We start from the raw sequence: 26,972 nt of genomic DNA, 5'->3' as shown, positions 1-26,972 counted from the left end.
TCAGGCCTTGGCCGTTACATCGATGGACTGGCCATCGGCGAGACGCACGTACGCCTTGCGCCAATCGCCGCGGCGGCCGGTGCGGTTACGGAAGGACTTGTTCTTGCCCTTCACGTTCAGCACGTTGACCGACTCGACCTTGACGTCGAACAGCTGCTCAACCGCGGCCTTTACATCGGCCTTGGTGGCTTCGTTCGAAACTTCGAAGACATACTGGTTGGAATGTTCCTGCAGGCGCGCGGTCTTTTCGGAGACTCGCGGAGCGCGCAGCACGCTGAAGACTTTTTCGTTGCTGCTCATGCCAGCCACTCCTCGACCTTCTTGACCGCATCAGCGGTGATGACGACCGTGTCGGCACCGACCAGCGACACCGGGTCCAGGCCCTGCACGTCACGCACTTCCACGTAGGGAATGTTGCGCGCCGACAGGTACAGGTGCTCGGAAGCATCTTCGGTGACGATCAGCGGACGCTTGCCCACTTCCAGGCCGGCCAGCTTGGCGATCAACGACTTGGTGTTGGTCGCTTCGACATCGAAGGACTCCACGATCGTCAGACGGCCCTGGCGGTTCAGCTCGGACAGGATCGCGCACATGGCTGCACGGTACTGCTTACGGTTGACCTTCTGCTCGAAGCTGCGCGGCTTGGCCGCGAAGGTGACACCGCCGCCGATGAAGATCGGAGCCGTCAGTGCGCCATGACGCGCGCCGCCGCCCTTCTGCTTCTTCGACTTCTTGGTGGTACCAGCCACTTCAGAGCGAGTCTTCTGTGCCTTGGTGCCGGCGCGACCGGCGTTGCGGTAAGCAACGACGACCTGGTGAACCAGATCTTCGCTGAAATCGCGACCGAACACGGCATCGGAGACCGAGACCTTGTTGTTGCTACCCGTGATAACGAGTTCCATCGTCATCTCTCCTTATGCCTTGCTAGCCGGACGAACGATCACGTCACCACCCGCTGCGCCCGGAACGGCACCACGGATCGCGATCAGACCACGCTCGACATCGACCTTCACCACTTCAAGGTTCTGGGTGCTCTGCTGCACCGAACCCATGTGGCCGGACATCTTCTTACCCGGGAAAACGCGACCCGGGGTCTGGCGCTGGCCCAAGGAACCCGGCGCGCGATGCGACAGCGAGTTACCGTGGGTTGCATCGCCCATACGGAAGTTGTAGCGCTTGATGGTGCCCTGGAAGCCCTTACCCTTGGTGACACCCTGGACGTCGACCTTCTGGCCAACTTCAAAGATGTCCGCCTTGACTTCGCCGCCGACGGCGAAATCGCCGAGCTGCGCGTCTTCAACGCGGAATTCCCACAGGCCACGGCCCGCGTCGACCTTCGCCTTGGCGAAGTGACCGGCTTCCGGCTTGTTGACCAGGGCAGCGCGACGCGCGCCGACGGTCACCTGCACGGCGCTGTAGCCGTCAGCTTCGACGGTCTTGATCTGCGCGATGCGGTTCGGGGTAGCTTCAATCAGGGTTACCGGGATGGCCTGGCCATCTTCGGTGAACACGCGGCTCATGCCAGCCTTGCGGCCCACGAAGCCCAACGAATATTTCTTCGTCATGGTCGTAGTCCTCAGGTCAGCTTGATCTGAACGTCGACGCCGGCAGCCAGTTCGAGCTTCATCAGCGCGTCCACGGTCTTGTCGTTCGGGTCAACGATATCGAGCACGCGCTTATGCGTGCGGGTCTCGTACTGGTCACGCGCGTCTTTGTCGACGTGCGGCGAGACGAGAATGGTGTAACGCTCGATCTTGGTCGGCAGGGGGATCGGGCCACGCACTTGCGCGCCGGTCCGCTTTGCCGTTTCTACGATCTCGCTGGCCGAACGGTCGATCAAACGATGATCGAACGCCTTCAGCCGAATCCGGATCTTTTGGTCCGCCATGACGGTGGGTTCCTTCGTTAAAAGAGCGACGGACAAGGCCTCTGGGTTGCCTTGTCCCATGAATATCCTGAATGCAGACGCCGCACATTCCTGCGCGGCGACAAGATCTTTCCGTAGACCTCAAAAATCGAGGCAGACCGGTTTCCCGATCTGCCCAGACAAAAAGTATAGCGCGCATACAAGTTGGCAGTCAACAGGGGTACTGTTGACAAAGCCTGAATGGCGCGACCCTTCCTGGTCTGGGGAACACGAGGAGCATCCTGCGCCTCTTTTCCCATTTGGTTACGCCCCGATGCCCTACCCAGGCAACATCGGGGCGCAGATTCTAGCAGATTACTCGAGGATCTTGGAGACCACGCCGGCGCCGACGGTACGACCGCCTTCACGGATGGCGAAGCGCAGACCTTCGTCCATCGCGACCGGGTTGATCAGGGTGACAACCATCTTCACGTTGTCGCCCGGCATCACCATTTCCACACCTTCCGGCAGTTCGCAAGCGCCGGTGATGTCGGTGGTACGGAAGTAGAACTGCGGACGGTAGCCCTTGAAGAACGGGGTGTGGCGGCCGCCTTCATCCTTGGACAGGACGTACACTTCGGCGTCGAACTTGGTGTGCGGCTTGATCGAACCCGGCTTGGCCAGGACCTGGCCACGCTCGACGTCGTCACGCTTGGTGCCGCGCAGCAGCAGACCGGCGTTGTCGCCTGCCTGACCCTGGTCGAGCAGCTTGCGGAACATTTCCACGCCGGTGACGGTGGTCTTCTGGACCGGACGGATACCGACGATTTCGATTTCTTCGCCGACCTTGATCACGCCGCGCTCGATACGACCGGTCACGACGGTGCCGCGGCCCGAGATCGAGAACACGTCTTCGACCGGCATCAGGAAGGGCTTGTCGACGTCACGCTCCGGGGTCGGGATCCAGCTGTCGAGAGCTTCGACCAGCTTGATCACGGCCGGCACGCCGATGTCGCTCTGGTCGCCTTCCAGCGCCAGGCGGGCCGAACCCGAGATGATCGGGGTGTCGTCGCCCGGGAAGTCGTACTTGCTCAGCAGCTCGCGGACTTCCATTTCGACCAGTTCCAGCAGCTCGGCGTCATCGACCATGTCTGCCTTGTTCAGGAAGACGACGATGTACGGCACGCCGACCTGACGCGAGAGCAGGATGTGCTCACGGGTCTGCGGCATCGGGCCGTCAGCAGCCGAACAGACCAGGATCGCGCCGTCCATCTGGGCAGCACCGGTGATCATGTTCTTGACGTAGTCAGCATGGCCCGGGCAATCGACGTGGGCGTAGTGACGAACGGTGGATTCGTATTCGACGTGCGCGGTCGAGATCGTGATGCCACGTGCCTTTTCTTCCGGCGCGGCGTCGATCGCGGAGTAATCCTTGAACTCGCCACCGAAGCGCTCGGCACCGATCTTGGTCAGTGCAGCGGTCAGCGTGGTCTTGCCGTGATCGACGTGACCGATGGTGCCGACGTTGACGTGCGGCTTGGTGCGCTCGAACTTACCCTTTGCCATTGTTGTATACCTTGGATATCAGAAAAGAATGAGGTGGAGTCCTGAGCTTACGCTCAGGACTTCTTGATCACGGTTTCGGCGATGTTGTTCGGCGCCGGCTCGTAGTGGTCGAACTCCATCGTGAACGTTGCGCGACCCTGGGTCTGCGAACGCAGCGAGGTGGCGTAACCGAACATTTCACCCAGCGGGATCATCGCGTTGATGATGCTGGCCGAACCGTCACCGGTGGTGCTCGAACCCTGCAGCACGCCGCGACGACGGCTGACGTCGCCCATCACGTCACCCTGGTAATCCTCCGGGGTCACGATCTCGACCTTCATGATCGGCTCCAGCAGAACCGGCTTGGCCTTCTGGAAGCCCTGCTTGAAGGCCATCGAGGACGCCAGCTTGAACGCCATTTCCGAGGAGTCGACGTCATGGTAGGAGCCGAAGACCAGCTTCACCTTGACGTCCACGACCGGGAAGCCCGCCAGCGGACCGCTGGTGATGGTTTCGCGCAGGCCCTTTTCGATCGACGGAATGAATTCCTTCGGAATCACGCCACCGGTGATGTCGTTGATGAACAGGAAGTCGTCCTTGATCATCGGCGCGATCTTCGGGTCGGCACGGTCTGCTTCGGTGATCGGCGACAGCTCGATCACGACGTGACCGTACTGACCCTTACCACCGGACTGCTTGGCGTGCTTGTAGTCCGACTTCACGTCCGCCATCTGGATCGTTTCGCGGTACGCAACCTGCGGCTTGCCCACGTTGGCTTCAACGTTGAACTCGCGCTTCATGCGATCCACGATGATGTCCAGGTGCAGCTCGCCCATGCCCGAGATGATGGTCTGGCCGGATTCTTCGTCGGTCTTGACGCGGAACGACGGATCTTCCTGGGCCAGACGGCCCAGCGCCAGACCCATCTTTTCCTGGTCGGACTTGGTCTTCGGTTCGACGGCCATCGAGATGACCGGCTCCGGGAACACCATGCGCTCCAGGATGATCGGGTGGTCCTGCGAGCACAGGGTGTCACCAGTGGTGGTGTCCTTCAGGCCCACAGCCGCCGCGATGTCACCGGCCAGCACTTCCTTGATCTCTTCGCGATCGTTGGAATGCATCTGCAGGATGCGGCCGATGCGCTCCTTCTTGCCCTTGACCGAGTTCAGCAGCTGGTCGCCGGCATTCAGGGTGCCCGAGTAGACGCGGAAGAAGGTCAGCGCGCCCACGAACGGATCGGTGATGATCTTGAACGCCAGCGCCGAGAACGGTGCCTTGTCGTCGGACTTGCGGCTCAGCGGAATGGTTTCGTCATCGACGTCGGTACCGGTCACGTCCGGCACGTCGATCGGCGACGGCAGCAGCTGCACCACGCCGTCCAGCATGGCCTGCACGCCCTTGTTCTTGAACGCCGAGCCGCAGTACATCGGCACGATGTCGGTGGCCAGGGTGCGCACGCGCAGGGCTTCGACGATTTCGGCCTCGGTCAGCTCTTCGCCGCCCAGGTACTTTTCCATCAGCTCTTCGCTGGCTTCAGCCGCGGCTTCGATCATGTAGGTGCGGGCCTCTTCGGCCTCCGCCTGCATGTCCGCCGGGATGTCCAGGTACTCGAACTTCATGCCCTGCGAGGCTTCATCCCAATGGATGGCCTTCATCTTGATCAGGTCGACCACGCCCTTGAAGCCGTCTTCAGCGCCGATCGGCAGCTGCATCGGCACGGCGGTGGCGCCGAGCTTGGCCTTCAGCTGGCCGACGACCTTGGTGAAGTTGGCACCGGTGCGGTCCATCTTGTTGACGAACGCGATGCGCGGCACCTTGTAACGGTTGGCCTGGCGCCACACGGTTTCCGACTGCGGCTGCACGCCACCGACGGCGCACAACACGAAGACGGCACCGTCGAGCACGCGCAGCGAGCGCTCCACTTCGATGGTGAAGTCGACGTGTCCGGGGGTGTCGATGATGTTGAAGCGGTGCTCCGGCAGGGACTTGTCCATGCCCTTCCAGAACGCGGTGGTGGCAGCGGACTGGATCGTGATGCCACGCTCCTGCTCCTGCTCCATCCAGTCCATGGTGGCAGCGCCGTCATGCACTTCACCGATCTTGTGGCTCTTGCCGGTGTAGAACAGGATGCGCTCGGACGTGGTGGTCTTGCCGGCATCGATGTGGGCCATGATGCCGAAATTGCGGTAACGCTCGATGGGAGTGGTGCGGGCCACGGGAGCCTCTCAATTTCTTGGAATTCGGATGGCCGAACGCCGCCTTTCGGCGGCCTTCGGATTGGCGCGGCACCCCAGGTGCCGCGGGGCAGCACCTAGATGGTGCTGCCGTGCCTGTTTTGCAAGGCCGTCAAACTCACCAGCGGTAGTGCGCGAAGGCCTTGTTGGCTTCGGCCATGCGGTGGGTTTCTTCGCGCTTCTTGATGGCGCCACCACGATTTTCCGAGGCGTCCAGCAGTTCGGCAGCCAGCTTCTTCGGCATGGTGTTCTCACCACGCTTGCGCGCCGAGTCGATCAGCCAACGCATGGCCAGGGCCATCTTGCGCGACGAACGCACTTCGACCGGCACCTGGTAGGTCGCACCACCGACACGGCGGGACTTGACTTCGACCGACGGAGCCACGTTTTCCAGAGCCTTCTGAACCAGCTCGACGGAATTCGGGTTCTTTTCGCCGATCACGTCCATGGCGCCGTAGACGATCTTTTCAGCGACCGACTTCTTGCCGCTCAGCATCACCATATTGATGAAACGAGCGATGGTTTCACTTCCGTGCTTCGGATCCGGCAGGACAGAGCGCTGCGGCGTATTACCTTTACGAGACATGTGTACTTTCCCTTAGCTCTTCGGACGCTTGGCGCCGTACTTGGAACGGCCCTGGCGACGCTTGGCAACGCCGGAGGCGTCCAGCGAGCCACGCACGGTGTGGTAACGCACACCCGGCAGATCCTTGACGCGACCGCCACGGATGAGGACCACGGAGTGCTCCTGCAGGTTGTGGCCTTCGCCGCCGATGTAGCTAATCACTTCTTCCTGGTTGGTCAGGCGAACCTTGGCAACCTTGCGAAGCGCCGAGTTCGGCTTCTTCGGAGTGGTGGTGTACACGCGCGTGCAGACACCACGGCGCTGGGGGCACTTATCGAGCGCCGGGGAGGCACTCTTATAAGTGGTTGCCTGCCGCGGCTTGCGGACAAGCTGATTGATCGTCGCCATCAGTATGTTCTTCTGAGAGAGGCCAATGAAAAGACTGGCCATGAATGCGGAAATGTGCGAGCAGGCGAAAGACCGGCCTGCTGAGACAGACGATTGTAGCAACCCGGCGAAAACGCAGTCAAATGCGCACGCGCCAAGCCAGCCCTGATCCCGGGCCGTTACAGGGGAGCCTTTTCCATGCCCCCCGTTCAGGTTGTCAAGCCGGTCCGTTGAAAGACCGGCGGGCATCCTACCTCATCGGCAGGCAGACGACCAGTGGCCGGTGCCTGCTGATTTGCCGGGAGGGCCACCGACCGGAGTCGGCACCCTGCCCTGCCGCGGGCCCGGCCGGAGCCGGGCCCGCGTATTACTCGTCGCTGCCCGGAGCCTGTTCAGCTTCGGTCGATTCCACCGCCACGGCGGCCACCGGGGCCACCTCAGCCACGGCCGGCGCGCTGCCGGACAGGGTCTGCATTTCCGAGTCGGTCAGCCCGGAGGCGTTGCGACGACGGTTGGCGTGGTAAGCCAGGCCCGTACCGGCCGGGATCAGACGGCCGACGATGACGTTTTCCTTCAGGCCGCGCAGGTTGTCCGAGGTGCCGCGAACGGCCGCTTCGGTCAGCACGCGGGTGGTTTCCTGGAACGATGCCGCCGAGATGAACGACTCGGTCGCCAGCGATGCCTTGGTGATACCCAGCAGGACCGGATCGAAACGGGCCGGCAGCTCGTTGCGGGTGGCCAGGCGGGCATTTTCCTCGATGACGCGCTGACGCTCGGCCTGCTCGCCATTCAGGAACTTGCTGGTGCCCTGGTCGGTGATCTCGACCTTGCGCAGCATCTGGCGGGTGATCACCTCGATGTGCTTGTCGTTGATCTTCACGCCCTGCAGGCGGTACACGTCCTGGATTTCCTTGACCAGGTAGGCCGCCAGCGGTTCGACACCCAGCAGACGCAGGATGTCCTGCGGGCTCGGCTCGCCGTCCACGATGGTTTCGCCCTTGGTCACGTGCTCGCCTTCGAACACGATCACCTGACGGTACTTCGGGATCAGCTCTTCGTGCTCGGAACCATCAGTGTCCTTGATGATCAGGCGCTGCTTGCCCTTGGTGTCCTTGCCGAAGCTGATGATGCCCGAACGCTCGGCCAGGATCGCCGGATCCTTCGGCTTGCGTGCTTCGAACAGATCGGCCACGCGCGGCAGACCACCGGTGATGTCGCGGGTCTTGGACGCTTCCTGCGGGATCTTGGCGACCACGTCACCCACGCCGACGGCGGCGCCGTCCTGCAGGTTGACGATCGAGCGCGGCGGCAGCAGGTACTGTGCCGGCAGATCCGTGTTCGGAATGGTCAGGTCGTTGCCGTTCTTGTCCACGATGCGGACGATCGGGCGCAGATCCTTCGCCTGCGAACCACGACGCTTCGGATCGGTGATTTCACGCGACGCCAGGCCGGTCAGTTCGTCGGTCTTCTCGATGACGGTGACGCCGTCGATGAAGTCGATGAAGCGGATGAAACCGGCCACTTCCGACACGATCGGGTGGTTATGCGGGTCCCAGTTGGCCACGGTCTGGCCAGCCTTGACCGCATCGCCGTCCTTGGACGTGATGGTCGCGCCGTACGGCAGCTTGTAACGCTCACGCTCACGGCCGTGGGCATCGAGCACCGACATTTCACCCGAACGCGAGACTGCCACCAGCGAACCGCTGGCGTGCTCGACCGACTTCAGGTTGTTGAACTTCACCGAACCGGTGGTCTTGACGGTGATGTTGTCCACCGCAGCCGCTCGCGATGCCGCACCACCGATGTGGAACGTACGCATGGTCAGCTGGGTACCCGGCTCACCGATCGACTGTGCGGCGATGACGCCGACCGCTTCACCGATGTTGACGATGTGGCCACGGGCCAGATCGCGACCGTAGCAGTGTGCGCAGACGCCGAACGGCGAGGCGCAGCTGATGGTCGAACGGACCTTGACCGACTGCACCGACGCATCTTCCAGCTTGGCCACCCACTGCTCGTCGAGCAGAGTGTTGCGGGTCACGATCGGATCTTCGTCGTTGCCCGGCAGGAACACGTCCTCGGCCACGACACGACCCAGCACGCGGTCCTTCAACGGCTCCACGACGTCGCCACCTTCCACGATCGGGGTCATGGTCAGGCCTTCGGTGGTACCGCAATCCACCTCGGTGATGACCACGTCCTGCGCCACGTCGACCAGACGACGGGTCAGGTAACCCGAGTTCGCCGTCTTCAGCGCGGTATCGGCCAGACCCTTACGGGCACCGTGGGTGGAGTTGAAGTACTCCTGCACGTTCAGGCCTTCACGGAAGTTCGCCTTGATGGGCGTTTCGATGATCGAGCCATCCGGACGCGCCATCAGGCCACGCATACCGGCCAGCTGACGGATCTGCGCCTGGGAACCACGCGCACCGGAGTCGGCCATGATGTACAGCGAGTTCATCGACTTCTGGTCGATGGTCTCGCCTTCGGCATTGACCACCTTCTCGGTACCGATGGTGTCCATCATCGCCTTGGCGATGCGTTCGTTGGTGCGCGACCAGATGTCGACCACCTTGTTGTAGCGCTCGCCGGCGGTGACCAGGCCCGACTGGTACTGCTCCTGGATTTCCAGCACTTCGGCTTCGGCCTCGGTGAGGATGCCGCGCTTTTCGTCCGGGATCAGCATGTCGTCGATGCCGATCGACACGCCTGCACGGGTTGCGTAGGCGAAGCCGGTGTACATCAGCTTGTCGGCGAACACGACCGTGTCCTTCAAGCCCAGCTGACGGTAGCTGGAGTTGATCAGGCGGCTGATGTTCTTCTTGGTCAGCTCGGTGTTGGCCAGCGCGAACGGCAGGCCTTCCGGCAGGATTTCAGCCAGCAGGGCGCGACCGATCGTGGTGTCCACGATCGAGGTCTTGTTCCGCTTGTTGCCTTCCTCGTCGGTCACCACTTCGGTGATGCGGACCTTGACGCGTGCGTGCAGTTCCACCACGCGGTTGTCGTAGGCGCGCTTGACTTCGGCGATGTTGGCGAAGGCCATGCCCTCGCCCTTCTTGTTCACCAGCGAGCGGGTCATGTAGTACAGACCCAGCACGACGTCCTGCGACGGCACGATGATCGGCTCACCGTTGGCCGGCGACAGGATGTTGTTGGTGGACATCATCAGCGCACGCGCTTCCAGCTGGGCTTCCAGCGAGAGCGGCACGTGGACGGCCATCTGGTCACCGTCGAAGTCGGCGTTGAACGCGGTGCAGACCAGCGGATGCAGCTGGATGGCCTTGCCTTCGATCAGGACCGGCTCGAAGGCCTGGATGCCGAGACGGTGCAGGGTCGGCGCACGGTTCAGCATCACCGGATGTTCGCGGATGACCTCTTCCAGGATGTCCCAGACTTCGGCTTCTTCGCGCTCGACCAGCTTCTTGGCGGCTTTGATGGTGGTGGCCAGGCCACGACGCTGCAGCTTGGCGAACACGAACGGCTTGAACAGTTCCAGCGCCATCTTCTTCGGCAGGCCGCACTGGTGCAGGCGCAGGTACGGACCGACCACGATGACCGAACGGCCCGAGTAGTCCACGCGCTTGCCCAGCAGGTTCTGACGGAAGCGACCCTGCTTGCCCTTGATCATGTCGGCCAGCGACTTGAGCGGGCGCTTGTTGGTACCGGTGATGGCACGGCCACGACGGCCGTTGTCCAGCAGCGCATCGACCGATTCCTGCAGCATGCGCTTTTCATTGCGCACGATGATGTCCGGCGCGTTCAGCTCGAGCAGGCGGCGCAGGCGGTTGTTGCGGTTGATGACGCGGCGGTACAGGTCGTTCAGATCGGAGGTCGCGAAGCGGCCACCGTCCAGCGGCACCAGCGGACGCAGGTCCGGCGGCAGCACCGGCAGCACGGTCATGACCATCCACTCCGGACGGTTGCCCGACTCGAGGAAGGCCTCGACCAGCTTGATGCGCTTGGTCAGTCGCTTGAGCTTGGTTTCCGAACCGGTGCTGGCGATTTCTTCGCGCAGGCGGGTCATTTCCGACTGCAGGTCGATGGTGCGCAGCAGCTCGTAAACGGCCTCGGCGCCCATGGCGGCATCGAAGTCGTCGCCATGTTCCTGGCGGGCCTGCAGGTACTGTTCTTCGGTCAGCAGCTGGCGGCGTTCCAGGGCGGTCAGGCCCGGCTCGGTCACCACGTAGGCTTCGAAGTACAGCACGCGCTCGATGTCACGCAGGGTCATGTCCAGCATCAGGCCGATGCGCGACGGCAGCGACTTGAGGAACCAGATGTGCGCGACCGGCGAGGCCAGGTCGATGTGACCCATGCGCTCGCGGCGCACCTTGGCCAGGGTGACTTCGGTGCCGCACTTTTCGCAGACCACGCCGCGGTGCTTCATGCGCTTGTACTTGCCGCACAGGCACTCGTAGTCCTTGACCGGTCCGAAGATGGCGGCGCAGAACAGGCCGTCACGTTCCGGCTTGAACGTACGGTAGTTGATGGTTTCCGGCTTCTTCACTTCGCCGAAGGACCACGAACGGATCAGGTCCGGCGAGGCCAGCGCGATCTTGATCGCGTCGAAGTCCAGCGTCTGACGCTGCTGGTTGAAGAGGTTGAGCAAGTCTTTCATGGTGTTTCTCCGAAAGGAGGAAATCTTGTCGATGGGGCTGTCGGTTCAGATGTGGCGGCGCGGCTGCCGGGGCAGCCGCGCCTGCGCGATCAGTTGCCGTCCAGTTCCATGTTGATGGCCAGCGAGCGGATTTCCTTCACGAGCACGTTGAAGGATTCCGGCATGCCCGCGACCATCTCGTGCTCACCGTCGACGATGTTCTTGTACATCTGGTTGCGGCCCTGCACGTCATCGGACTTCACCGTCAGCATTTCCTGCAGGGTGTAGGCCGCGCCGTAGGCTTCCAGCGCCCAGACTTCCATTTCACCGAAGCGCTGGCCGCCGAACTGCGCCTTGCCGCCCAGCGGCTGCTGGGTAACGAGCGAGTACGGGCCGGTCGAACGGGCGTGCATCTTGTCGTCGACCAGGTGGTTCAGCTTCAGGTAGTGCATGTAGCCCACGGTGGTGTGGCGATCGAATGCCTCACCGGTGCGGCCGTCATACAGCTGGGTCTGGCCGCTCAGCGGCAGGTCGGCCAGGGCAAGCATGTGCTTGATCTCGGCTTCGGTGGCACCGTCGAACACCGGCGTCGCCATCGGCACGCCGTCGGTCAGGTTGGCGGCCAGGCGCAGCAGCTCCTCGTCGCTGAACTGGGTCAGGTCGACATGGTTGGCGTGCTGGGTCTTGTCGTGGTTGTACACCTCGTCCAGGAACTTGCGCAGGTCGTTGATCGCAGCCTGGGCTTCCAGCATGCCCTGGATCTTGCGACCCAGGCCCTTGGCGGCCCAGCCCAGATGCACTTCCAGAATCTGGCCGATGTTCATACGCGACGGCACGCCCAGCGGGTTCAGCACGATGTCCACGGTTTCGCCCGAGGCCATGTACGGCATGTCTTCGACCGGCACCACGTTGGAGACCACACCCTTGTTGCCGTGGCGGCCTGCCATCTTGTCACCCGGCTGGATGCGACGCTTCACGGCCAGGAACACCTTGACCATCTTCAGCACGCCCGGGGCCAGATCGTCGCCCGCGGTGATCTTGCCGCGCTTGTCGGCGAAGCGACGCTCGAATTCCTTCTCGTGCGCCTGGATCTGCTTCTGGGCGCGTTCGATGGCTTCGGAGGCGTCCTCGTCCTTCATGCGCAGCACGAACCAGTCGGCCTTCTTCAGGCCGTCCAGGTAGGCGTCGGTAACGGTGTCGCCCTTCTTCAGGTTGGCACCGCCGTTGACCACCTTGCCCACGATCTGCGAACGCAGACGGGCGTAGATGGCGCCTTCCAGGATGCGGAACTGGTCGTCGAAGTCCTTCTTGACGCGCTTGATTTCAGACTCTTCGATCTGACGGGCGCGCTTGTCCTTCTCGATGCCGTCGCGGGTGAAGACCTGCACGTCGATGACGGTGCCGTCCATGCCCGGCGGCACGCGCAGCGAGCTGTCCTTCACGTCCGAAGCCTTTTCGCCGAAGATCGCGCGCAGCAGCTTCTCTTCCGGGGTCAGCTGGCTTTCGCCCTTCGGGGTGACCTTGCCAACCATGATGTCGCCGGCGCGGACTTCGGCACCGATGTACACCACGCCGCTCTCGTCCAGGCGATTCAGGGCCTGCTCGGAGACGTTCGGGATGTCGGCGGAGATTTCCTCCGGCCCGAGCTTGGTGTCGCGTGCAACGCAGGTCAGCTCTTCGATGTGGATCGTGGTGTAGCGATCCTCTTCCACCACACGCTCGGAGAGCAGGATGGAGTCTTCGAAGTTGTAGCCGTTCCACGGCATGAAGGCGATCAGCATGTTCTGGCCCAGGGCCAGTTCACCGATGTCGGTGGACGGACCGTCAGCCAGCACGTCGCCACGCGCCACCACGTTGCCCACTTCCACCAGCGGACGCTGGTTGATGCAGGTGTTCTGGTTGGAGCGGGTGTACTTGATCAGGTTGTAGATATCCACGCCGGCGTCGGTCGCGTCGGTGATCTCCACTTCGTTGACCTTGACCACGATGCGGCCGGCGTCGATCTGCACGATCTCGCCGCCACGACGGGCGTTCACGGTCACACCCGAGTCACGGGCCACGGCGCGTTCGATACCGGTACCCACCAGCGGCTTCTGGGCACGCAGGGTCGGCACGGCCTGGCGCTGCATGTTGGCGCCCATCAGTGCGCGGTTGGCGTCATCGTGCTCCAGGAACGGGACGAGCGCGGCAGCGATCGACACGGTCTGCATCGGCGAGACGTCCATGAAGTGGACTTCTGCCGGCGGCTTGAGCAGCGACTCACCCTGGAAGCGGCACGGCACGAACTGCTCGGTGAGCATGCTCTTGGCATCGGTCAGGGCGTTGGCCTGGGCGATGACGTACTCGTTTTCTTCGATGGCCGACAGGAATTCGATCTCGTCGGAGACCTTGCCGTCGGCAACCTTGCGGTACGGGGTCTCGAGGAAGCCGTACTGGTTGGTGCGGGCGTACACGGCCAGCGAGTTGATCAGGCCGATGTTCGGGCCTTCCGGCGTTTCGATGGTGCAGACGCGGCCGTAATGGGTCGGGTGCACGTCGCGCACTTCGAAGCCGGCGCGTTCGCGGGTCAGACCGCCCGGGCCCAGGGCCGAGACGCGACGCTTGTGCGTCACTTCCGACAGCGGGTTGTTCTGATCCATGAACTGGGACAGCTGCGAGGAGCCGAAGAACTCCTTGATGGCCGCGGCGACCGGCTTGGCGTTGATCAGCTCCTGCGGGGTCAGGCCTTCGGATTCGGCCATCGACAGGCGTTCCTTGACCGCGCGCTCGACGCGGACCAGGCCCACGCGGAACACGTTCTCGGCCATTTCACCGACCGAACGCACGCGACGGTTGCCCAGGTGATCGATGTCATCGACCACGCCACGACCGTTGCGGATCTCGGTCAGGACCTTGATCACTTCCAGGATGTCGGACGTGTCGGCGTGCTCGGCGACCAGGCGCTTGGACTCTTCGTCGTTGCGCTCACCGAAGTACTTGCGGTCGTACAGCACGGCTTCGCCGGTGACAGCCTTGCGGCCGACACGGCGGTTGAACTTCATGCGGCCGACCGTGGACAGGTCGTAGCGCTCGAAGGTGAAGAACAGGTTGTGGAACAGGTTCTGCGCGGCATCCTTGGTCGGCGGCTCGCCCGGACGCATCATGCGGTAGATTTCGACCAGGGCTTCCAGCTGGGTCTTGGTCGGATCGATGCGCAGGGTGTTGGACAGGTACGGGCCACGATCCAGATCGTTCACCCACAGGGTGCCCACGGCATCCACACCGGCCTTGCGGAAGGCCTGCAGCTGCTCGTCGGTGATTTCGTCGTTGGCCTGGGCCAGCAGTTCACCGGTGTTGGCATCGACCACGTCGTGCGACAGGATGCGGCCGACCATGTACTCGTCCGGCACGGCAAGGGCGGCGATGCCCGAGGCTTCCAGCTGCTTGACGTGGCGCGCGGTGATGCGCTTGCCGGCTTCCACGATGACCTTGTCACCGTCGGCCAGGTCGAAGTTCAGGGTCTCGCCACGCAGGCGCTCGGAGACCAGCTCCAGCTGCACGCCTTCATCGGGGTTGATGTGGAACGTATTGATCTCGAAGAACTCGGCCAGCATCTCTTCGTTGCTGTAACCCAGCGCACGCAGCAGGATCGACACCGGTAGCTTGCGGCGACGATCGATACGGGTGAACAGGGCGTCCTTCGGGTCGAACTCGAAGTCCAGCCAGGAGCCGCGGTACGGGATGATGCGGGCGCTGTACAGCAGCTTGCCCGAGCTGTGGGTCTTGCCACGGTCGTGGTCGAAGAACACACCCGGCGAACGGTGCAGCTGCGAGACGATCACGCGCTCGGTACCGTTCACGATGAAGGTGCCGTTGTCGGTCATCAGCGGGATTTCGCCGAGGTAGACCTCCTGCTCCTTCACGTACTTGATGGCCTTGGTCGACGACTCACGGTCGTAGATCACCAGGCGCACGGTCACGCGCAGCGGCGCGCCGTAGCTCATGCCGCGCTGACGGCATTCGCGCTCGTCGAACACGGGATCGCCGAGCTTGTAGCCGACGTATTCCAGGGCAGCATTGCCGCTGTAGCTGGAAATCGGGAACACCGACTTCAGGGCCGCATGCAGGCCGTGGTCCGTGCGCTTGGCCGGATCGACGTTTTCCTGCAGGAATTCACGGTAGGAATCGACCTGGATGGCAAGCAGGAACGGCACTTCGAGGATCGAGCGCTGCTTGCCGAAATCCTTGCGGATACGCTTCTTTTCGGTGAACGAATAAGACGTCATGAGGTATCACCTTGGCTGTGCGGATCGTGCGTCCACGACCCGAGGGGAAACTGAAATTGTCAGTTGGAAGTCGCTGGTATTGCCGGCACCAGCACGCCTTCTCCCGCTACTTCCAACTGCCAACTCGTCTGCATCCACTCCCCTGCCCGCGCGCCTGGGCGCCGCTGTAGCAGAGGATGACCGCAGCCCGTGTTGGGCTCGTATTTCGGGTGTTGCGTGAAACGACCAAAGGCCGGGGGCTTACGCCCCCAGCCTTGGCTGCATCGCCGTGTTTCGATGGCGAGGCAAGGAACTGCTTACTTGACTTCGACAGTCGCGCCAGCAGCTTCCAGGTCCTTCTTGAACTTGGCAGCGTCGTCCTTCGAAGCGGCTTCCTTGATCATGCCGCCGGCTTCTGCCAGATCCTTCGCTTCCTTCAGGCCCAGGCCGGTGATGGCGCGGACAGCCTTGATGACTTCGACCTTCTTGTCGCCGGCCGACTTCAGGATGACGTCGAATTCGGTCTGCTCTTCAACAGCGGCAGCCGGGCCAGCAGCAGCAGCTGCGGCGACCGGAGCAGCGGCGGAGACGCCGAACTTCTCTTCGATGGCCTTGACCAGCTCCATCACTTCCATCAGGGACTTCTCGGCGATGGCGTCGACGATCTGTTCGTTGGTAAGGGACATTTTGATTACCTTTGGATAATTTTCTGGGTTGAGGTTCCGTTCGGAACCACGGAAACGTCGACTCAGGCGGTTTCGGCGACCGGCTCGGCAGCGTCAGCGGTTTCACCGCCACCCTGCTTGTCGGCCACGGCCTTGACGGCGCGGGCGAACATGGCAGCCGGCTCGGACAGGACGCGGGCCAGCATGGCCAGGGCCTGATCACGGGTCGGCAGCGAGGCCAGCACGTCGACATGACCGGCCGGGAACAGTTCCCCGCCGATGGCCACGACTTTTGCCTGCAGCTTGTCGTTGGTCTTGGCAAAATCCTTGATCAGGCGACCGGCTGCGCCGGGCTCCTCGAGCGAGAACGCGTACAGCAGCGGACCGACGAGTGCGTCTTTGGCGCATTCGTATTCGGTACCTTCCACTGCACGTGCCGCCAGCGTGTTCTTGACAACTTTCAAGAAAACGCCGGTTTCGCGTGCCTGCTTGCGCATCGCGGTCATCTGGGAGACCGTGGTGCCAGCGTATTCGGCTGCGATCAAGGAGTGAGCCTTGGCGGCGACGTCTGCCAGCTCGGCGACTACTTCTTGCTTCTGGGACAGATTGAGAGCCATTGCACTCCTCCAATTGAACTCCGCTTACGGCTCCTGCCGTGTGCGGTCCTGGGCGGCATCCGTCCTGGACGCCGGGAACATCAGGTGATGTTCCAAGGGTGGGCCGTTCTAGACCTGGATGGCCAACCTGGGAGAACCCAGACGTGCGTAAACCAGAAAAACTCCAGAAGGGCACCATCTACGCAGGGTGATTCCCGAAAGAATCGATTAAGCGTTCGGTACTGCGCCGGCGGCGACTCCCTGCCAATGCGAGCATCCCTGCCCGTCGCCGGTATGTACTGACCGCGCCTGCGGTCTTTGACGGCTATCTCTGCAGGGCGGACCCCACTCGGATTGCCTTCAAATATCGCGGGTGCCGGACCGAGGCGCGGCACCCGCTTGAAACGATTACTTCAGCGACAGCGAGGACTGATCGACGGTGACGCCCGGGCCCATCGTCGAGCTGACCGAAACCTTCTGCAGGTAGGTGCCCTTCGAGGTGGCCGGCTTGGCCTTGATCAGGTCCATCAGCAGCGCCTGCAGGTTCGACTTCAGCGCGTCTTCGGCGAAGTCGGCCTTGCCGATGGTGCAATGGATGATGCCGGCCTTGTCGGTGCGGTAACGCACCTGACCCGACTTGGCATTCTTGACGGCTTCGCCCGGGTTGGCCGAGACGGTGCCGACCTTCGGGTTCGGCATCAGGCCGCGCGGGCCGAGCACGGTGCCCAGCTTACCCACGACGCGCATGGCGTCCGGGGTCGCGATGACGACGTCGTAGTTCAGATCGCCGGCCTGCATCTTCTCGGCCAGATCATCCATACCGACGGCTTCGGCGCCAGCGGCCAGAGCTTCGTCAGCCTTGGCACCGGCCGGTGCGAAGACGGCAACGCGCACGCTCTTGCCGGTACCGGCCGGCAGCACGGTGGAACCGCGCACCTGCTGGTCGGACTTCTTGGCGTCCACGCCCAAGCGCACAGCAACGTCGAAAGACTCGACGAACTTGGCCTTGGTAGCGGTCTTCAGGATCTTGATGGCGTCCTCGAAGGCATATGCCTTGCCCGGGACGACGGCGGCCTTGATGGCCTTCTCACGCTTGGTCTGTGCCATCTTCTTAACCCTCTACCACGAGGCCCATGGAACGGGCAGAACCGGCGATGGTGCGCACCGCGGCATCCAGATCGGCAGCCGTCAGGTCTGCTTCCTTGGTCTTGGCGATCTCTTCGAGCTGCTTGCGGGTCACCTTGCCCACCTTCTCGGTGTTCGGGCGCTTGGAGCCCGACGAGATGCCTGCAGCCTTCTTGAGCAGCACGGCAGCCGGGGTGCTCTTGGTGATGAAGGTGAAGGTACGGTCCGAGTAGGCCGTGATGATGACCGGCACCGGCAGACCCGGCTCCAGCTTCTGCGTGGCGGCATTGAAGGCCTTGCAGAATTCCATGATGTTCAGGCCACGCTGACCCAGCGCAGGACCGACCGGCGGCGAGGGGTTGGCCTGACCGGCCTTCACCTGCAGCTTGATATAACCGACAACTTTCTTTGCCATGAGTATGCTCTCCGGGTGCTAGCGCCTTGCGACAACAGGCTCCCCATCGGACCGGGAATCACGCGTCCCGGCATCGCGTTTTGAATTCACGCAGAAGGCCACCTCGCGGCGGCCCTTGCTTTTTGCCAGCTTCCTGGCAGGAAGCCGCGCACTATATCAGGTTTTTCCCGCCCTTGCCTCAAGGCTGAGGGGCGCAGGCTGTTCAGGTTCCGGGCGGCCGCCCGGAACCCGCTGCCTTCAGGCTCAGACGGCCTTTTCGACCTGGCCGAACTCGAGCTCGACCGGGGTGGCGCGACCGAAGATCAGCACCGAGACGCGCAGACGGCTCTTCTCGTAGTTGACTTCCTCGACCACACCGTTGAAGTCGTTGAACGGACCTTCGGTGACGCGGACCATCTGGCCCGGCTCGAACAGCACCTTCGGACGGGGCTTCTCCACACCTTCCTGAACGCGGTCCAGGATGGCGGCAGCCTCTTCATCACGGATCGGCAGCGGACGATCGGCGGTGCCGCCGATGAAGCCCATCACCTTGGAGGTGTCCTTGACCAGATGCCAGCTTTCGTTGTCGATGCGCGGGATACCGTTTTCTTCGTGGGTCTCGATCTGGACCAGCACGTAACCCGGGAAGAACTTGCGCTCGGAACGGCGCTTCTGGCCGGCGCGCATTTCAACCACTTCCTCGGTCGGGACCAGGACGTCACCGAAGCGCTCCTGCATCTCGTCACGCACGATGCGATCGCGCAGAGCCTGCGCAACCGACTTTTCGAAGCCCGAATAGGCGTGAACGACGTACCAACGCTTCACTGGTTTCTCCTTATCGACCCAGGAACCACTGGGTCAATTTCTGAATCACGAAGTCAAATCCGCCCAGCAGCAGGCTGAGGATGATCACCACAACGATCACCACCCAGGTCATGCGAATGGCTTCCTGGCGCGTCGGCCAGACCACCTTGCGCAGTTCGAAACGCGATTCGGAAAGGAATTCCCGCGTGTCGCGACCCTTGCCGGTCAGCAGGAACACGCCGAGGCCGGCCACCAGGCCAACGACAACGGCCAGACCGCGAAGCGGACCGGCCCATGCACTCTGTGAGGCGTGCTCAGGAGCACCGAACCAATACCAAGCAAAAAGACCCGCCAGCACGAGGATCGCTGCGGCGGCGTACTTGACGATGTCACCTCCAGTGGAGGCGTTGTCTTTGGAATGCTCGATCTTGCTGTTCATCCGGCTCTGGCTGCTGTGGCGGCATAGCCGCTGGAAGGGAGAAGTGGCACGCCAGGAGGGACTCGAACCCCCAACCTGCGGTTTTGGAGACCGCTGCTCTGCCAATTGAGCTACTGGCGTACTGAAAAAACTTGCCTTCCCTAAGACGGCGAAGGCGGACCGAGGTTCCCGGCCCGCCACTCGCGAGACCGGCAGCAGCGCAATGCAACCGCCGGTATTGCTCTATTACTCGAGGATCTTGGAGACCACGCCGGCGCCGACGGTACGACCGCCTTCACGGATGGCGAAGCGCAGACCTTCGTCCATCGCGACCGGGTTGATCAGGGTGACAACCATCTTCACGTTGTCGCCCGGCATCACCATTTCCACACCTTCCGGCAGTTCGCAAGCGCCGGTGATGTCGGTGGTACGGAAGTAGAACTGCGGACGGTAGCCCTTGAAGAACGGGGTGTGGCGGCCGCCTTCATCCTTGGACAGGACGTACACTTCGGCGTCGAACTTGGTGTGCGGCTTGATCGAACCCGGCTTGGCCAGGACCTGGCCACGCTCGACGTCGTCACGCTTGGTGCCGCGCAGCAGCAGACCGGCGTTGTCGCCTGCCTGACCCTGGTCGAGCAGCTTGCGGAACATTTCCACGCCGGTGACGGTGGTCTTCTGGACCGGACGGATACCGACGATTTCGATTTCTTCGCCGACCTTGATCACGCCGCGCTCGATACGACCGGTCACGACGGTGCCGCGGCCCGAGATCGAGAACACGTCTTCGACCGGCATCAGGAAGGGCTTGTCGACGTCACGCTCCGGGGTCGGGATCCAGCTGTCGAGGGCTTCGACCAGCTTGATCACGGCCGGCACGCCGATGTCGCTCTGGTCGCCTTCCAGCGCCAGGCGGGCCGAACCCGAGATGATCGGGGTGTCGTCGCCCGGGAAGTCGTACTTGCTCAGCAGCTCGCGGACTTCCATTTCGACCAGTTCCAGCAGCTCGGCGTCATCGACCATGTCTGCCTTGTTCAGGAAGACGACGATGTACGGCACGCCGACCTGACGCGAGAGCAGGATGTGCTCGCGGGTCTGCGGCATCGGGCCGTCAGCAGCCGAACAGACCAGGATCGCGCCGTCCATCTGGGCAGCGCCGGTGATCATGTTCTTGACGTAGTCAGCATGGCCCGGGCAATCGACGTGGGCGTAGTGACGAACGGTGGATTCGTATTCGACGTGCGCGGTCGAGATCGTGATGCCACGTGCCTTTTCTTCCGGCGCGGCGTCGATCGCGGAGTAGTCCTTGAACTCACCGCCAAAGCGCTCGGCACCGATCTTGGTCAGTGCGGCGGTCAGCGTGGTCTTGCCGTGGTCAACGTGACCGATGGTGCCGACATTGACGTGCGGCTTGGTGCGCTCGAACTTACCCTTGGCCATGGCTGCTTATCTCGAAATCGTCTGAATTGGTAGCACTTAGATGGTGCTCACGAAAGGAATCGAACCTTCGACCTCCTCCTTACCAAGGAGGTGCTCTACCGACTGAGCTACGTGAGCGAGTTTTGTATTATGGCACGAATTTGAATATATTCAAACTCATTCAATGGAGCGGGAGACGGGGATCGAACCCGCACCATCAGCTTGGAAGGCTGAGGTTCTACCATTGAACTACTCCCGCATCGGAAGCTCTTGCCACAACATGAAACTGGTGGAGGGAGGTGGATTCGAACCACCGAAGGCGTAAGCCAGCAGATTTACAGTCTGCCCCCGTTGGCCGCTTGGGTATCCCTCCTTACCACCCTGTCCCGTGGCGCCGAAGCGTTTTCGGTGTGGGGTGGAAGAGCCGTGAATTTTGGGGATAAACGGGGGTTCTGTCAACAACCTTTTTGAATTTTTTCACACGAATCCCGAATTGCCTTGCCGGGACGGGCTATTGACCCGGCAGCGGCAGGGTTTCGCTGGCGAAGATCGCCACATGCGGTACGCCATCGGCACCAATCCAGCCGCGATACATGCCCTGGGTGTTGAACGGCGTTGCCGCGCGACCGTCGGCGGAGAGCACGATCGCCCCGCCATCACCGCCGAGCGCCGGAATGCGCTCGTTGATCACCGCGCGCCCCGCTTCCACCGGCCCCTGCTTGAGGTACTGCATGCGCGCGCAGATATCGTGCGCGGCCGCGGTACGGATGTAGTACTCGCCCCAGCCGGTGCCGGACACCGCGCACCCTGCATCGGCATAGGTGCCGGCGCCGATGATCGGTGAATCGCCGACGCGGCCATAGCGCTTGTTGGTCATGCCGCCGGTGGAGGTGCCCGCGGCGAGCTTGCCCTCCTTGTCCAACGCGACCGCACCGACCGTGCCGAAGTGGCGCGCCGTTTCCAGATCCGCATGGGCCTGTCCGCCAGCTTCTTCCTTCAGTGCTTTCTGCAGCTGCTGCCAGCGCTTGTCGGTACGGAAGTAGGACGGATCCACCAGAGTGATCCCCTGGCTCGTGGCGAAGGCTTCGGCGCCCTGCCCGACCATCATCACGTGCGGGGAATGCTGCATCACCGCTTCGGCGAGCAGGATCGGATTGCGCACGCGCTGCACCCCGGCCACTGCGCCGGCCTTGAGCGTGGCGCCATCCATCAGCGAGGCATCCAGTTCGTTGCGGCCATCGTGGGTGAATACCGCGCCCTTGCCTGCATTGAAGGTGGGATCGTCTTCCAGCACGGTGATCGCAGCGGTGACCGCCTCCAGCGCCGGCCTGCCGGCGGCCAGTGCCGCGTGCCCTTTCAGCAGCGCCTGCTGCAGGGCCGCGCGCGCTGCCTTTTCCTCGGCGGGCGACAGATCCTTGCGCTCCACCCCGGCACCGCCGTGGATCACCAGCACCGGCTCGGCAGCGGATGCCGCCAGCGGGAAGGACAGACACAGCGACAGCAGCAACGCGCGGGGACGGGGCATGGGCAACGCACTCTGATCGGACGAGGCCCCCATCATGGCGACACGGGCGCACCGTGGGTAGTCCGCCGCGCACGGCAGAGGGTCGTGCGCTACCGCAGCTGCAGGCGTCCTTTACGGATGTCGGCTGTCATCTCGAACGCCGCGTCGTCCACCTGGAACCCATCCAGATGCAGGCGGCTGCCCTCGCCCACCCCGGTGACCGGAATGGCGCGGAAATCCAGCGGCTGGCCGCCGCGCAGGCGATCGGCGGTGCGCTGGGGCATCACCAGCCAGGCATAGCCGCCAGCGCGGCTGAACACCTGGCCGGTGCCGTCGGCCTCCACGCACAGCGCGGTGTCTTCGTCCACGCCGAGGCCGACCATGTCCTGCTGTCCGCTGCGCTGGGCCGCGCGGGCCACGAATACGATCAGGCGGCCGAGCCGGTCGCGCTTGCCGAAATGGGTATCGGTGACCACGTTGGCCAGGTACGGCATGGCCAGGAAATCGCTGTCCAGAGTGACCGCCTTGCCCATCGGATCGCGCAGGGCGCGCCGGGACGTGACGCTGCCGCCGTCCAGGGCGCCATAGCTGTAGCCCCCCAGGATGGCCAGCCCGGCACTGGTGCCAGCGATCGGCCGGCCGGCACGGACGTGCGCATTGAGCGCTTCGTTCACCGCCGTGCCCTTCCAGAAACGGATGTAGCGTGACTGGTCGCCGCCGGCGATGAAGATGGCATCGGCTGCGGCGATCACCCCCAGCACCGCCGGGTCGTCGGCCGCGCGCCGGCTGTTGAACACCAGGGTCTGTACCGACGCGGCCCCGCCGATCTCCCGATACAGGCGGTTCTGCAGCTCATCGGCACCGGAGGCGCGCAGGATCACCACCCGGCCATGGCCGGCGCGCGCCAGCCACCATTGGAAGGCGGCCGGCACCCACTCGCCGCCGCCCATCAGCATCATTGCCGGCTCGGTGCGGGCGGCCCGTGGCGCGTCCAGGGCCCCAACCTCGTAATAGCGGTAACCCTGGTCCTGCAGACTGCGCGGATTCTGGGCATGGAGGGGGAGCGAGAGGGCCGCAAGCAGCAGCCACAGCAGGCATGGGACCGGCCGGAAACCCTTGTGCACGTTGACCTCCCTGAATAAAACGGGCGTGTAAGCGCTTTCACTCTTTGCCAGAGAAATTGGCAGTGGTCAACCCCGTAAAAAAGGCGTTAAATGCGCGCCGTCCATTCGCGAAATGTGAATGGGGGACAGGCCTCCCTCGAGGCCGACACTTTCTTCTCGAGAATTCTCATGCGTAAACAGGCGATGGCGTGGTCGATCCAGCTGGCGTTGATGGGTGTGGCCGCAGCCGCGGGCGCCCAGACGCCCGCCCCCGGGGTGCAGCAACTGGATACGGTGCAGGTCACCGGCTCGCGGATTCCGCGCGCGCAGGTGGAGGGCCCGGCCCCGGTCACCGTCATCACCGCCGAGCAGATCCAGGCCAGCGGCTTCACCAGCGTGCCGGACGTGCTGCGCTCGATGACCCAGAACGGCGGTGAGACCCAGAGCCAGCAGTCCTCCAGCGGCGCCGACTTTTCCCCCGGCGCGCAGCAGGTCGACCTGCGCGGCCTAGGCCCCAACCACACCCTGGTGCTGGTCAATGGCCGCCGCATCGCCGATTTCCCGATGCCCTTCCAGGGCCGCAGCAACTTCACCGATGTCTCCAACATTCCGATCGGGATGATCGAGCGCATCGAAGTGCTGACCGGCAGCGCCTCGGCGATCTACGGCTCTGACGCGATCGCCGGCGTGGTCAACTTCATCTTGAAGAAGCAGGTGGATGGCACCACGGTCGACATGCGCATGGGCACCACCAGCGAAGGCGGCGGTGAGTCCTTCGACATGAGCATCGCCAGCGGTTTCGATGCCGGCCGTTTCAGCGCGGTCTACAGCCTGGAACTGCAGTCGCAGACGCCGTTGTGGGCATATGAGCGCAGCCAGCAGGATTCCACCCTGGACGCGCCGACCGAGAGCGCCCGCGCCGCGCGTCGCGCCTACCTGCGCACCGACTACAACGACGACTACCTCGATCCGGGCCAGGCCACCTGCGATGCGCTGGCCGGCCAGAACAACGGCAGCACCCAGTACGCCGAACGGGCGCGCTATGGCTTCTATTGCGGCAGCGACCGCTCGATCGGCTACGGCACGATCCTGAGCAAGCGCCGCGGTGCCAACGGCTATGCCTCGCTGCGCTACGCCTTCGACAATGGCGCGGAATGGTTTGCTGACGTGCAGATGGGCTACCACGACCTGGCGCTGATGCGCGACGTCACCCAGTGGGGCCGCATGGCCGCCGACGGCAACGAAGACGGCTACTTCTACAACCAGGCCACCGACCAGGTGGAGTTCTGGCAGCGCCAGTTCTCGCCCGAGGAAATGGGCGGGCTGAACAACGGCATGGTACGCAGCACGCAGAAGACCTTCAGCGTGACCACCGGCTTCAAGGGCGCCCTCGGTGCAGACTGGGAATACGAGGCCTCGCTGAGCCATTCACAGTACCAGTCCAGCATCCGCTGGCCGCAGATCATCGCCGCCAAGGCCAACGCCCTGTTCCTGGGCGAGCAGCTGGGCGAGTACACCGATGACGACGACAACGTGTTCCCGGTGTTCAACGCCGACCCGGCGCGCCTGTACCGGCCACTGAGCCGCAGCGAGTACGATTCGATCGCCGCACGTACCACCTACACCCCGAAGTCGCGTACCGATACCGCCGCGCTGACCCTGACCAACGGCGAGCTGTTCGAGCTGCCGGGCGGCAAGGCCGGCTTCGCGGCGACGGCCGAGTTCGGCAATCAGTCCTACGCGCTCAATCCCGACCCGCTGGCGACGCAGTACTACTACTACAGCTGGAAGGATTCGGACGGTCACGGCAGCCGCAACCGCTGGGCGACCGCGGCCGAGCTGCGCCTGCCGCTGCATGACACATTCAACGTAAGCGTAGCCGGTCGTTTCGACCAGTACCGCTATTCCGGCAACACCATCGGCAAGGCGACCTGGAGCGGCGGCCTGGAGTGGCGCCCGATCGACACGCTGCTGGTGCGCGGCTCCTACGGCACCGCGTTCCGCGCGCCGGACCTGCACTACGTGTATGCCGGCCCGGGCAACGATGAAACCAGTGCCAACGACTACTACACCTGCGCGGTGGACGGCGGCGATGACTGCTCGGATTACGAAGAGAACCTGATCCGCACGCGCGAGGGCAACCGCAAGCTGGATCCGGAAACCAGCACCTCGTGGAGCGCTGGCTTCGTGTGGTCGCCGGCGGTGGGGCTGGACCTGTCGGTGGACTGGTTCGACATCGACATGCGCGACCAGGTGCAGGACATGGACGTGAGCACGATCCTGCGCGATGAGGCAGCGTGCCGCTTGGGCGACGCGGACGCGGCGTCGCCGACCTGCGTGGATGCCATCAGCCGGGTGACCCGCACCAGCGATGGCCGCCTGTACGGCGTGCACGTGAGCCCGATCAACATCGCCCGCGAAACCACCCGCGGCATCGATGTGGGCCTGCGCTACCGCTTGAGCACCGGGATCGGTGACTTCATCCTCAGTGGCAACCACACCTGGGTGAAGACGCACGATTTCCAGCAGTTTGAAGGCGATGTGGTCGAGGACCAGTTCGCCATCAACAGTGGTTTCGACATTCCCCGCACCAAGACCAGTGCGAGCGTGACCTGGGAGAACGCGGCGTGGTCGGCCACGCTGTATGGCTCGCGCCTGGGCAGGCTGCCGACCTATGACAGCTACGACCAGAGCTTTGATCCGGACAGCGGCGACAGCCCATGGATCGGCGCGACCTACCGCTACAACGTTTCGCTGCAGTACCGCTTCGACGATCATTCGCGCCTGTCGCTGTCGGTGGTCAACATCGCCAACAAGCTGCCGCCGAAGGATGTGACGTATACGCCGTATCCGTACTACGACGTGTCCTGGTTCGACACCGTGGGCCGGACGATCAATCTGCAGTACACGCACAAGTTTGGCGGTACGGCGCTGTAAGCGCCGCTTCCGCTGGTCAGGTGGGATCAAGGACGGAGGCAGTGCCTCCGTCTTTTTTTTTAGGGTGCCGGCTGACCTCTTGACGGTTCATCGCCAGCGGCAGAAAACCCACCGCAGGTACGGGTAGCGCCGGGCGCAGGCACGCTTCACACACGCTCCGGATGTGCCTCCTTGTTTTCCACACTGCACGTGGAAAGCCATGGGGGCTTTCTGTGGACAAGTGCATGCAAGCCATGCAGCACAACGCCTTCATGGCATGGCTGTTTTTTATCCATGCGGCAACCGCGGTTTTCCACACACTCCGTGGAAAGCGATGGGGGTTTGCTGTGGACAACCCTGTGTGAGCGATGCACGGCAACGGTTTCCAGCGGTGGTCATAAATTGTCCACGTCGCTGCGCGGCGGGTGCGCCAGGGTGCCGGCCAGCGGCCTGCACTACCGTGCGCGGGTTTTCCACATGGTGCGTGGAGAGGCGTGGGAGTTTGTTGTGGACAAGTGAGGCGGAGGCATACCAGGCAAGCGTTTCGAGACCTGGTCATTTTTTGTCCAGCCTGTCCAAAGGCGCGGATCACTCGCGCCAGAAACGCAAACGCCCC

The 26,972-nt window shown here is 63.2% G+C and carries 20 protein-coding genes and 4 tRNA genes; 1 reads left to right on the top strand and 23 read right to left on the bottom strand.

What is annotated here, in order from left to right; all coding sequences use genetic code 11:
• The 23 genes from rplW to ACTT2I_RS01935 all read right to left on the bottom strand — a co-directional run bounded on the left by rplW (position 1) and on the right by ACTT2I_RS01935 (position 23,461).
• Complete coding sequence (gene rplW / locus ACTT2I_RS02045) at positions 1-300, bottom strand: 50S ribosomal protein L23 (RefSeq protein ID WP_019186147.1); 300 nt, start codon at positions 298-300, stop codon at positions 1-3.
• Positions 297-902 carry a 50S ribosomal protein L4 gene (gene rplD / locus ACTT2I_RS02040; RefSeq protein ID WP_019186146.1) on the bottom strand — a complete coding sequence of 202 codons (606 nt, stop codon included), beginning with the start codon at positions 900-902 and terminating at the stop codon, positions 297-299. Before rplD ends, rplW begins: the two co-directional genes overlap by 4 nt.
• Before the next feature lie 12 nt (positions 903-914).
• Complete coding sequence (rplC, locus tag ACTT2I_RS02035; RefSeq protein ID WP_019186145.1) at positions 915-1,565, bottom strand: 50S ribosomal protein L3; 651 nt, start codon at positions 1,563-1,565, stop codon at positions 915-917.
• Positions 1,566-1,576: 11 nt separating this feature from the next.
• Positions 1,577-1,888 (bottom strand): 30S ribosomal protein S10, encoded by a 312-nt coding sequence (gene rpsJ, locus ACTT2I_RS02030; protein WP_010341589.1) that lies wholly within the window; start codon positions 1,886-1,888, stop codon positions 1,577-1,579.
• 333 nt (positions 1,889-2,221) lie between these two features.
• Positions 2,222-3,412, bottom strand: a complete 1,191-nt coding sequence (gene tuf / locus ACTT2I_RS02025) for an elongation factor Tu (RefSeq protein WP_421100654.1) — start codon at positions 3,410-3,412, stop codon at positions 2,222-2,224.
• 53 nt (positions 3,413-3,465) lie between these two features.
• On the bottom strand, positions 3,466-5,607 hold the full coding sequence (gene fusA / locus ACTT2I_RS02020; RefSeq protein ID WP_088434182.1) for an elongation factor G: 2,142 nt from the start codon (positions 5,605-5,607) through the stop codon (positions 3,466-3,468).
• A 136-nt stretch (positions 5,608-5,743) separates the two neighbouring features.
• Positions 5,744-6,211 (bottom strand): 30S ribosomal protein S7, encoded by a 468-nt coding sequence (gene rpsG, locus ACTT2I_RS02015; protein ID WP_019186122.1) that lies wholly within the window; start codon positions 6,209-6,211, stop codon positions 5,744-5,746.
• A 12-nt stretch (positions 6,212-6,223) separates the two neighbouring features.
• Positions 6,224-6,598 (bottom strand): 30S ribosomal protein S12, encoded by a 375-nt coding sequence (gene rpsL / locus ACTT2I_RS02010; protein WP_017356008.1) that lies wholly within the window; start codon positions 6,596-6,598, stop codon positions 6,224-6,226.
• Between the two features lie 346 nt (positions 6,599-6,944).
• Positions 6,945-11,192 (bottom strand): DNA-directed RNA polymerase subunit beta', encoded by a 4,248-nt coding sequence (gene rpoC, locus ACTT2I_RS02005; protein ID WP_421100655.1) that lies wholly within the window; start codon positions 11,190-11,192, stop codon positions 6,945-6,947.
• 89 nt (positions 11,193-11,281) lie between these two features.
• Positions 11,282-15,436, bottom strand: a complete 4,155-nt coding sequence (gene rpoB / locus ACTT2I_RS02000) for a DNA-directed RNA polymerase subunit beta (RefSeq protein WP_088434027.1) — start codon at positions 15,434-15,436, stop codon at positions 11,282-11,284.
• A gap of 296 nt (positions 15,437-15,732) precedes the next feature.
• On the bottom strand, positions 15,733-16,101 hold the full coding sequence (rplL, locus tag ACTT2I_RS01995) for a 50S ribosomal protein L7/L12 (protein ID WP_019186119.1): 369 nt from the start codon (positions 16,099-16,101) through the stop codon (positions 15,733-15,735).
• Between the two features lie 62 nt (positions 16,102-16,163).
• Positions 16,164-16,697 (bottom strand): 50S ribosomal protein L10, encoded by a 534-nt coding sequence (rplJ, locus tag ACTT2I_RS01990; protein WP_088434028.1) that lies wholly within the window; start codon positions 16,695-16,697, stop codon positions 16,164-16,166.
• Between the two features lie 387 nt (positions 16,698-17,084).
• On the bottom strand, positions 17,085-17,783 hold the full coding sequence (gene rplA, locus ACTT2I_RS01985; RefSeq protein ID WP_019186117.1) for a 50S ribosomal protein L1: 699 nt from the start codon (positions 17,781-17,783) through the stop codon (positions 17,085-17,087).
• A 4-nt stretch (positions 17,784-17,787) separates the two neighbouring features.
• The gene (gene rplK, locus ACTT2I_RS01980; RefSeq protein ID WP_019186116.1) at positions 17,788-18,216 is read right to left on the bottom strand and encodes a 50S ribosomal protein L11; all 429 of its coding nucleotides are present in this window, start codon (positions 18,214-18,216) and stop codon (positions 17,788-17,790) included.
• Positions 18,217-18,459: 243 nt separating this feature from the next.
• Complete coding sequence (gene nusG / locus ACTT2I_RS01975) at positions 18,460-19,020, bottom strand: transcription termination/antitermination protein NusG (protein WP_019186115.1); 561 nt, start codon at positions 19,018-19,020, stop codon at positions 18,460-18,462.
• Positions 19,021-19,030: 10 nt separating this feature from the next.
• Positions 19,031-19,438 (bottom strand): preprotein translocase subunit SecE, encoded by a 408-nt coding sequence (gene secE / locus ACTT2I_RS01970; RefSeq protein ID WP_019186114.1) that lies wholly within the window; start codon positions 19,436-19,438, stop codon positions 19,031-19,033.
• A gap of 44 nt (positions 19,439-19,482) precedes the next feature.
• Positions 19,483-19,558 (bottom strand) — tRNA-Trp (locus tag ACTT2I_RS01965).
• A gap of 105 nt (positions 19,559-19,663) precedes the next feature.
• Positions 19,664-20,854 carry an elongation factor Tu gene (tuf, locus tag ACTT2I_RS01960; RefSeq protein WP_421100654.1) on the bottom strand — a complete coding sequence of 397 codons (1,191 nt, stop codon included), beginning with the start codon at positions 20,852-20,854 and terminating at the stop codon, positions 19,664-19,666.
• Positions 20,855-20,895: 41 nt separating this feature from the next.
• A tRNA-Thr gene (locus tag ACTT2I_RS01955) sits at positions 20,896-20,971 on the bottom strand.
• Between the two features lie 47 nt (positions 20,972-21,018).
• A tRNA-Gly gene (locus ACTT2I_RS01950) sits at positions 21,019-21,092 on the bottom strand.
• A 28-nt stretch (positions 21,093-21,120) separates the two neighbouring features.
• Positions 21,121-21,206, bottom strand: a tRNA-Tyr gene (locus ACTT2I_RS01945).
• A 138-nt stretch (positions 21,207-21,344) separates the two neighbouring features.
• Complete coding sequence (locus ACTT2I_RS01940; protein ID WP_421100656.1) at positions 21,345-22,358, bottom strand: isoaspartyl peptidase/L-asparaginase family protein; 1,014 nt, start codon at positions 22,356-22,358, stop codon at positions 21,345-21,347.
• Positions 22,359-22,447: 89 nt separating this feature from the next.
• A complete protein-coding gene (locus tag ACTT2I_RS01935; protein ID WP_421100657.1) occupies positions 22,448-23,461 on the bottom strand; it encodes a cyanophycinase in 1,014 nt (337 codons plus the stop codon).
• 168 nt (positions 23,462-23,629) lie between these two features.
• Between ACTT2I_RS01935 and ACTT2I_RS01930 the strand changes: the two genes are divergently transcribed.
• Entirely contained in the window at positions 23,630-26,377 is a 2,748-nt protein-coding gene (locus ACTT2I_RS01930) for a TonB-dependent receptor plug domain-containing protein (protein ID WP_421100658.1), read from the top strand.
• Positions 26,378-26,972 lie beyond the last annotated feature (595 nt).

It is taken from the genome of Stenotrophomonas sp. PUT21 (assembly GCF_052232875.1).
Classification (GTDB): domain Bacteria; phylum Pseudomonadota; class Gammaproteobacteria; order Xanthomonadales; family Xanthomonadaceae; genus Stenotrophomonas; species Stenotrophomonas maltophilia_N.
The sequence above is the reverse complement of the archived record's forward strand: the minus strand, read 5'-3'. Positions and strand labels throughout refer to the sequence as shown.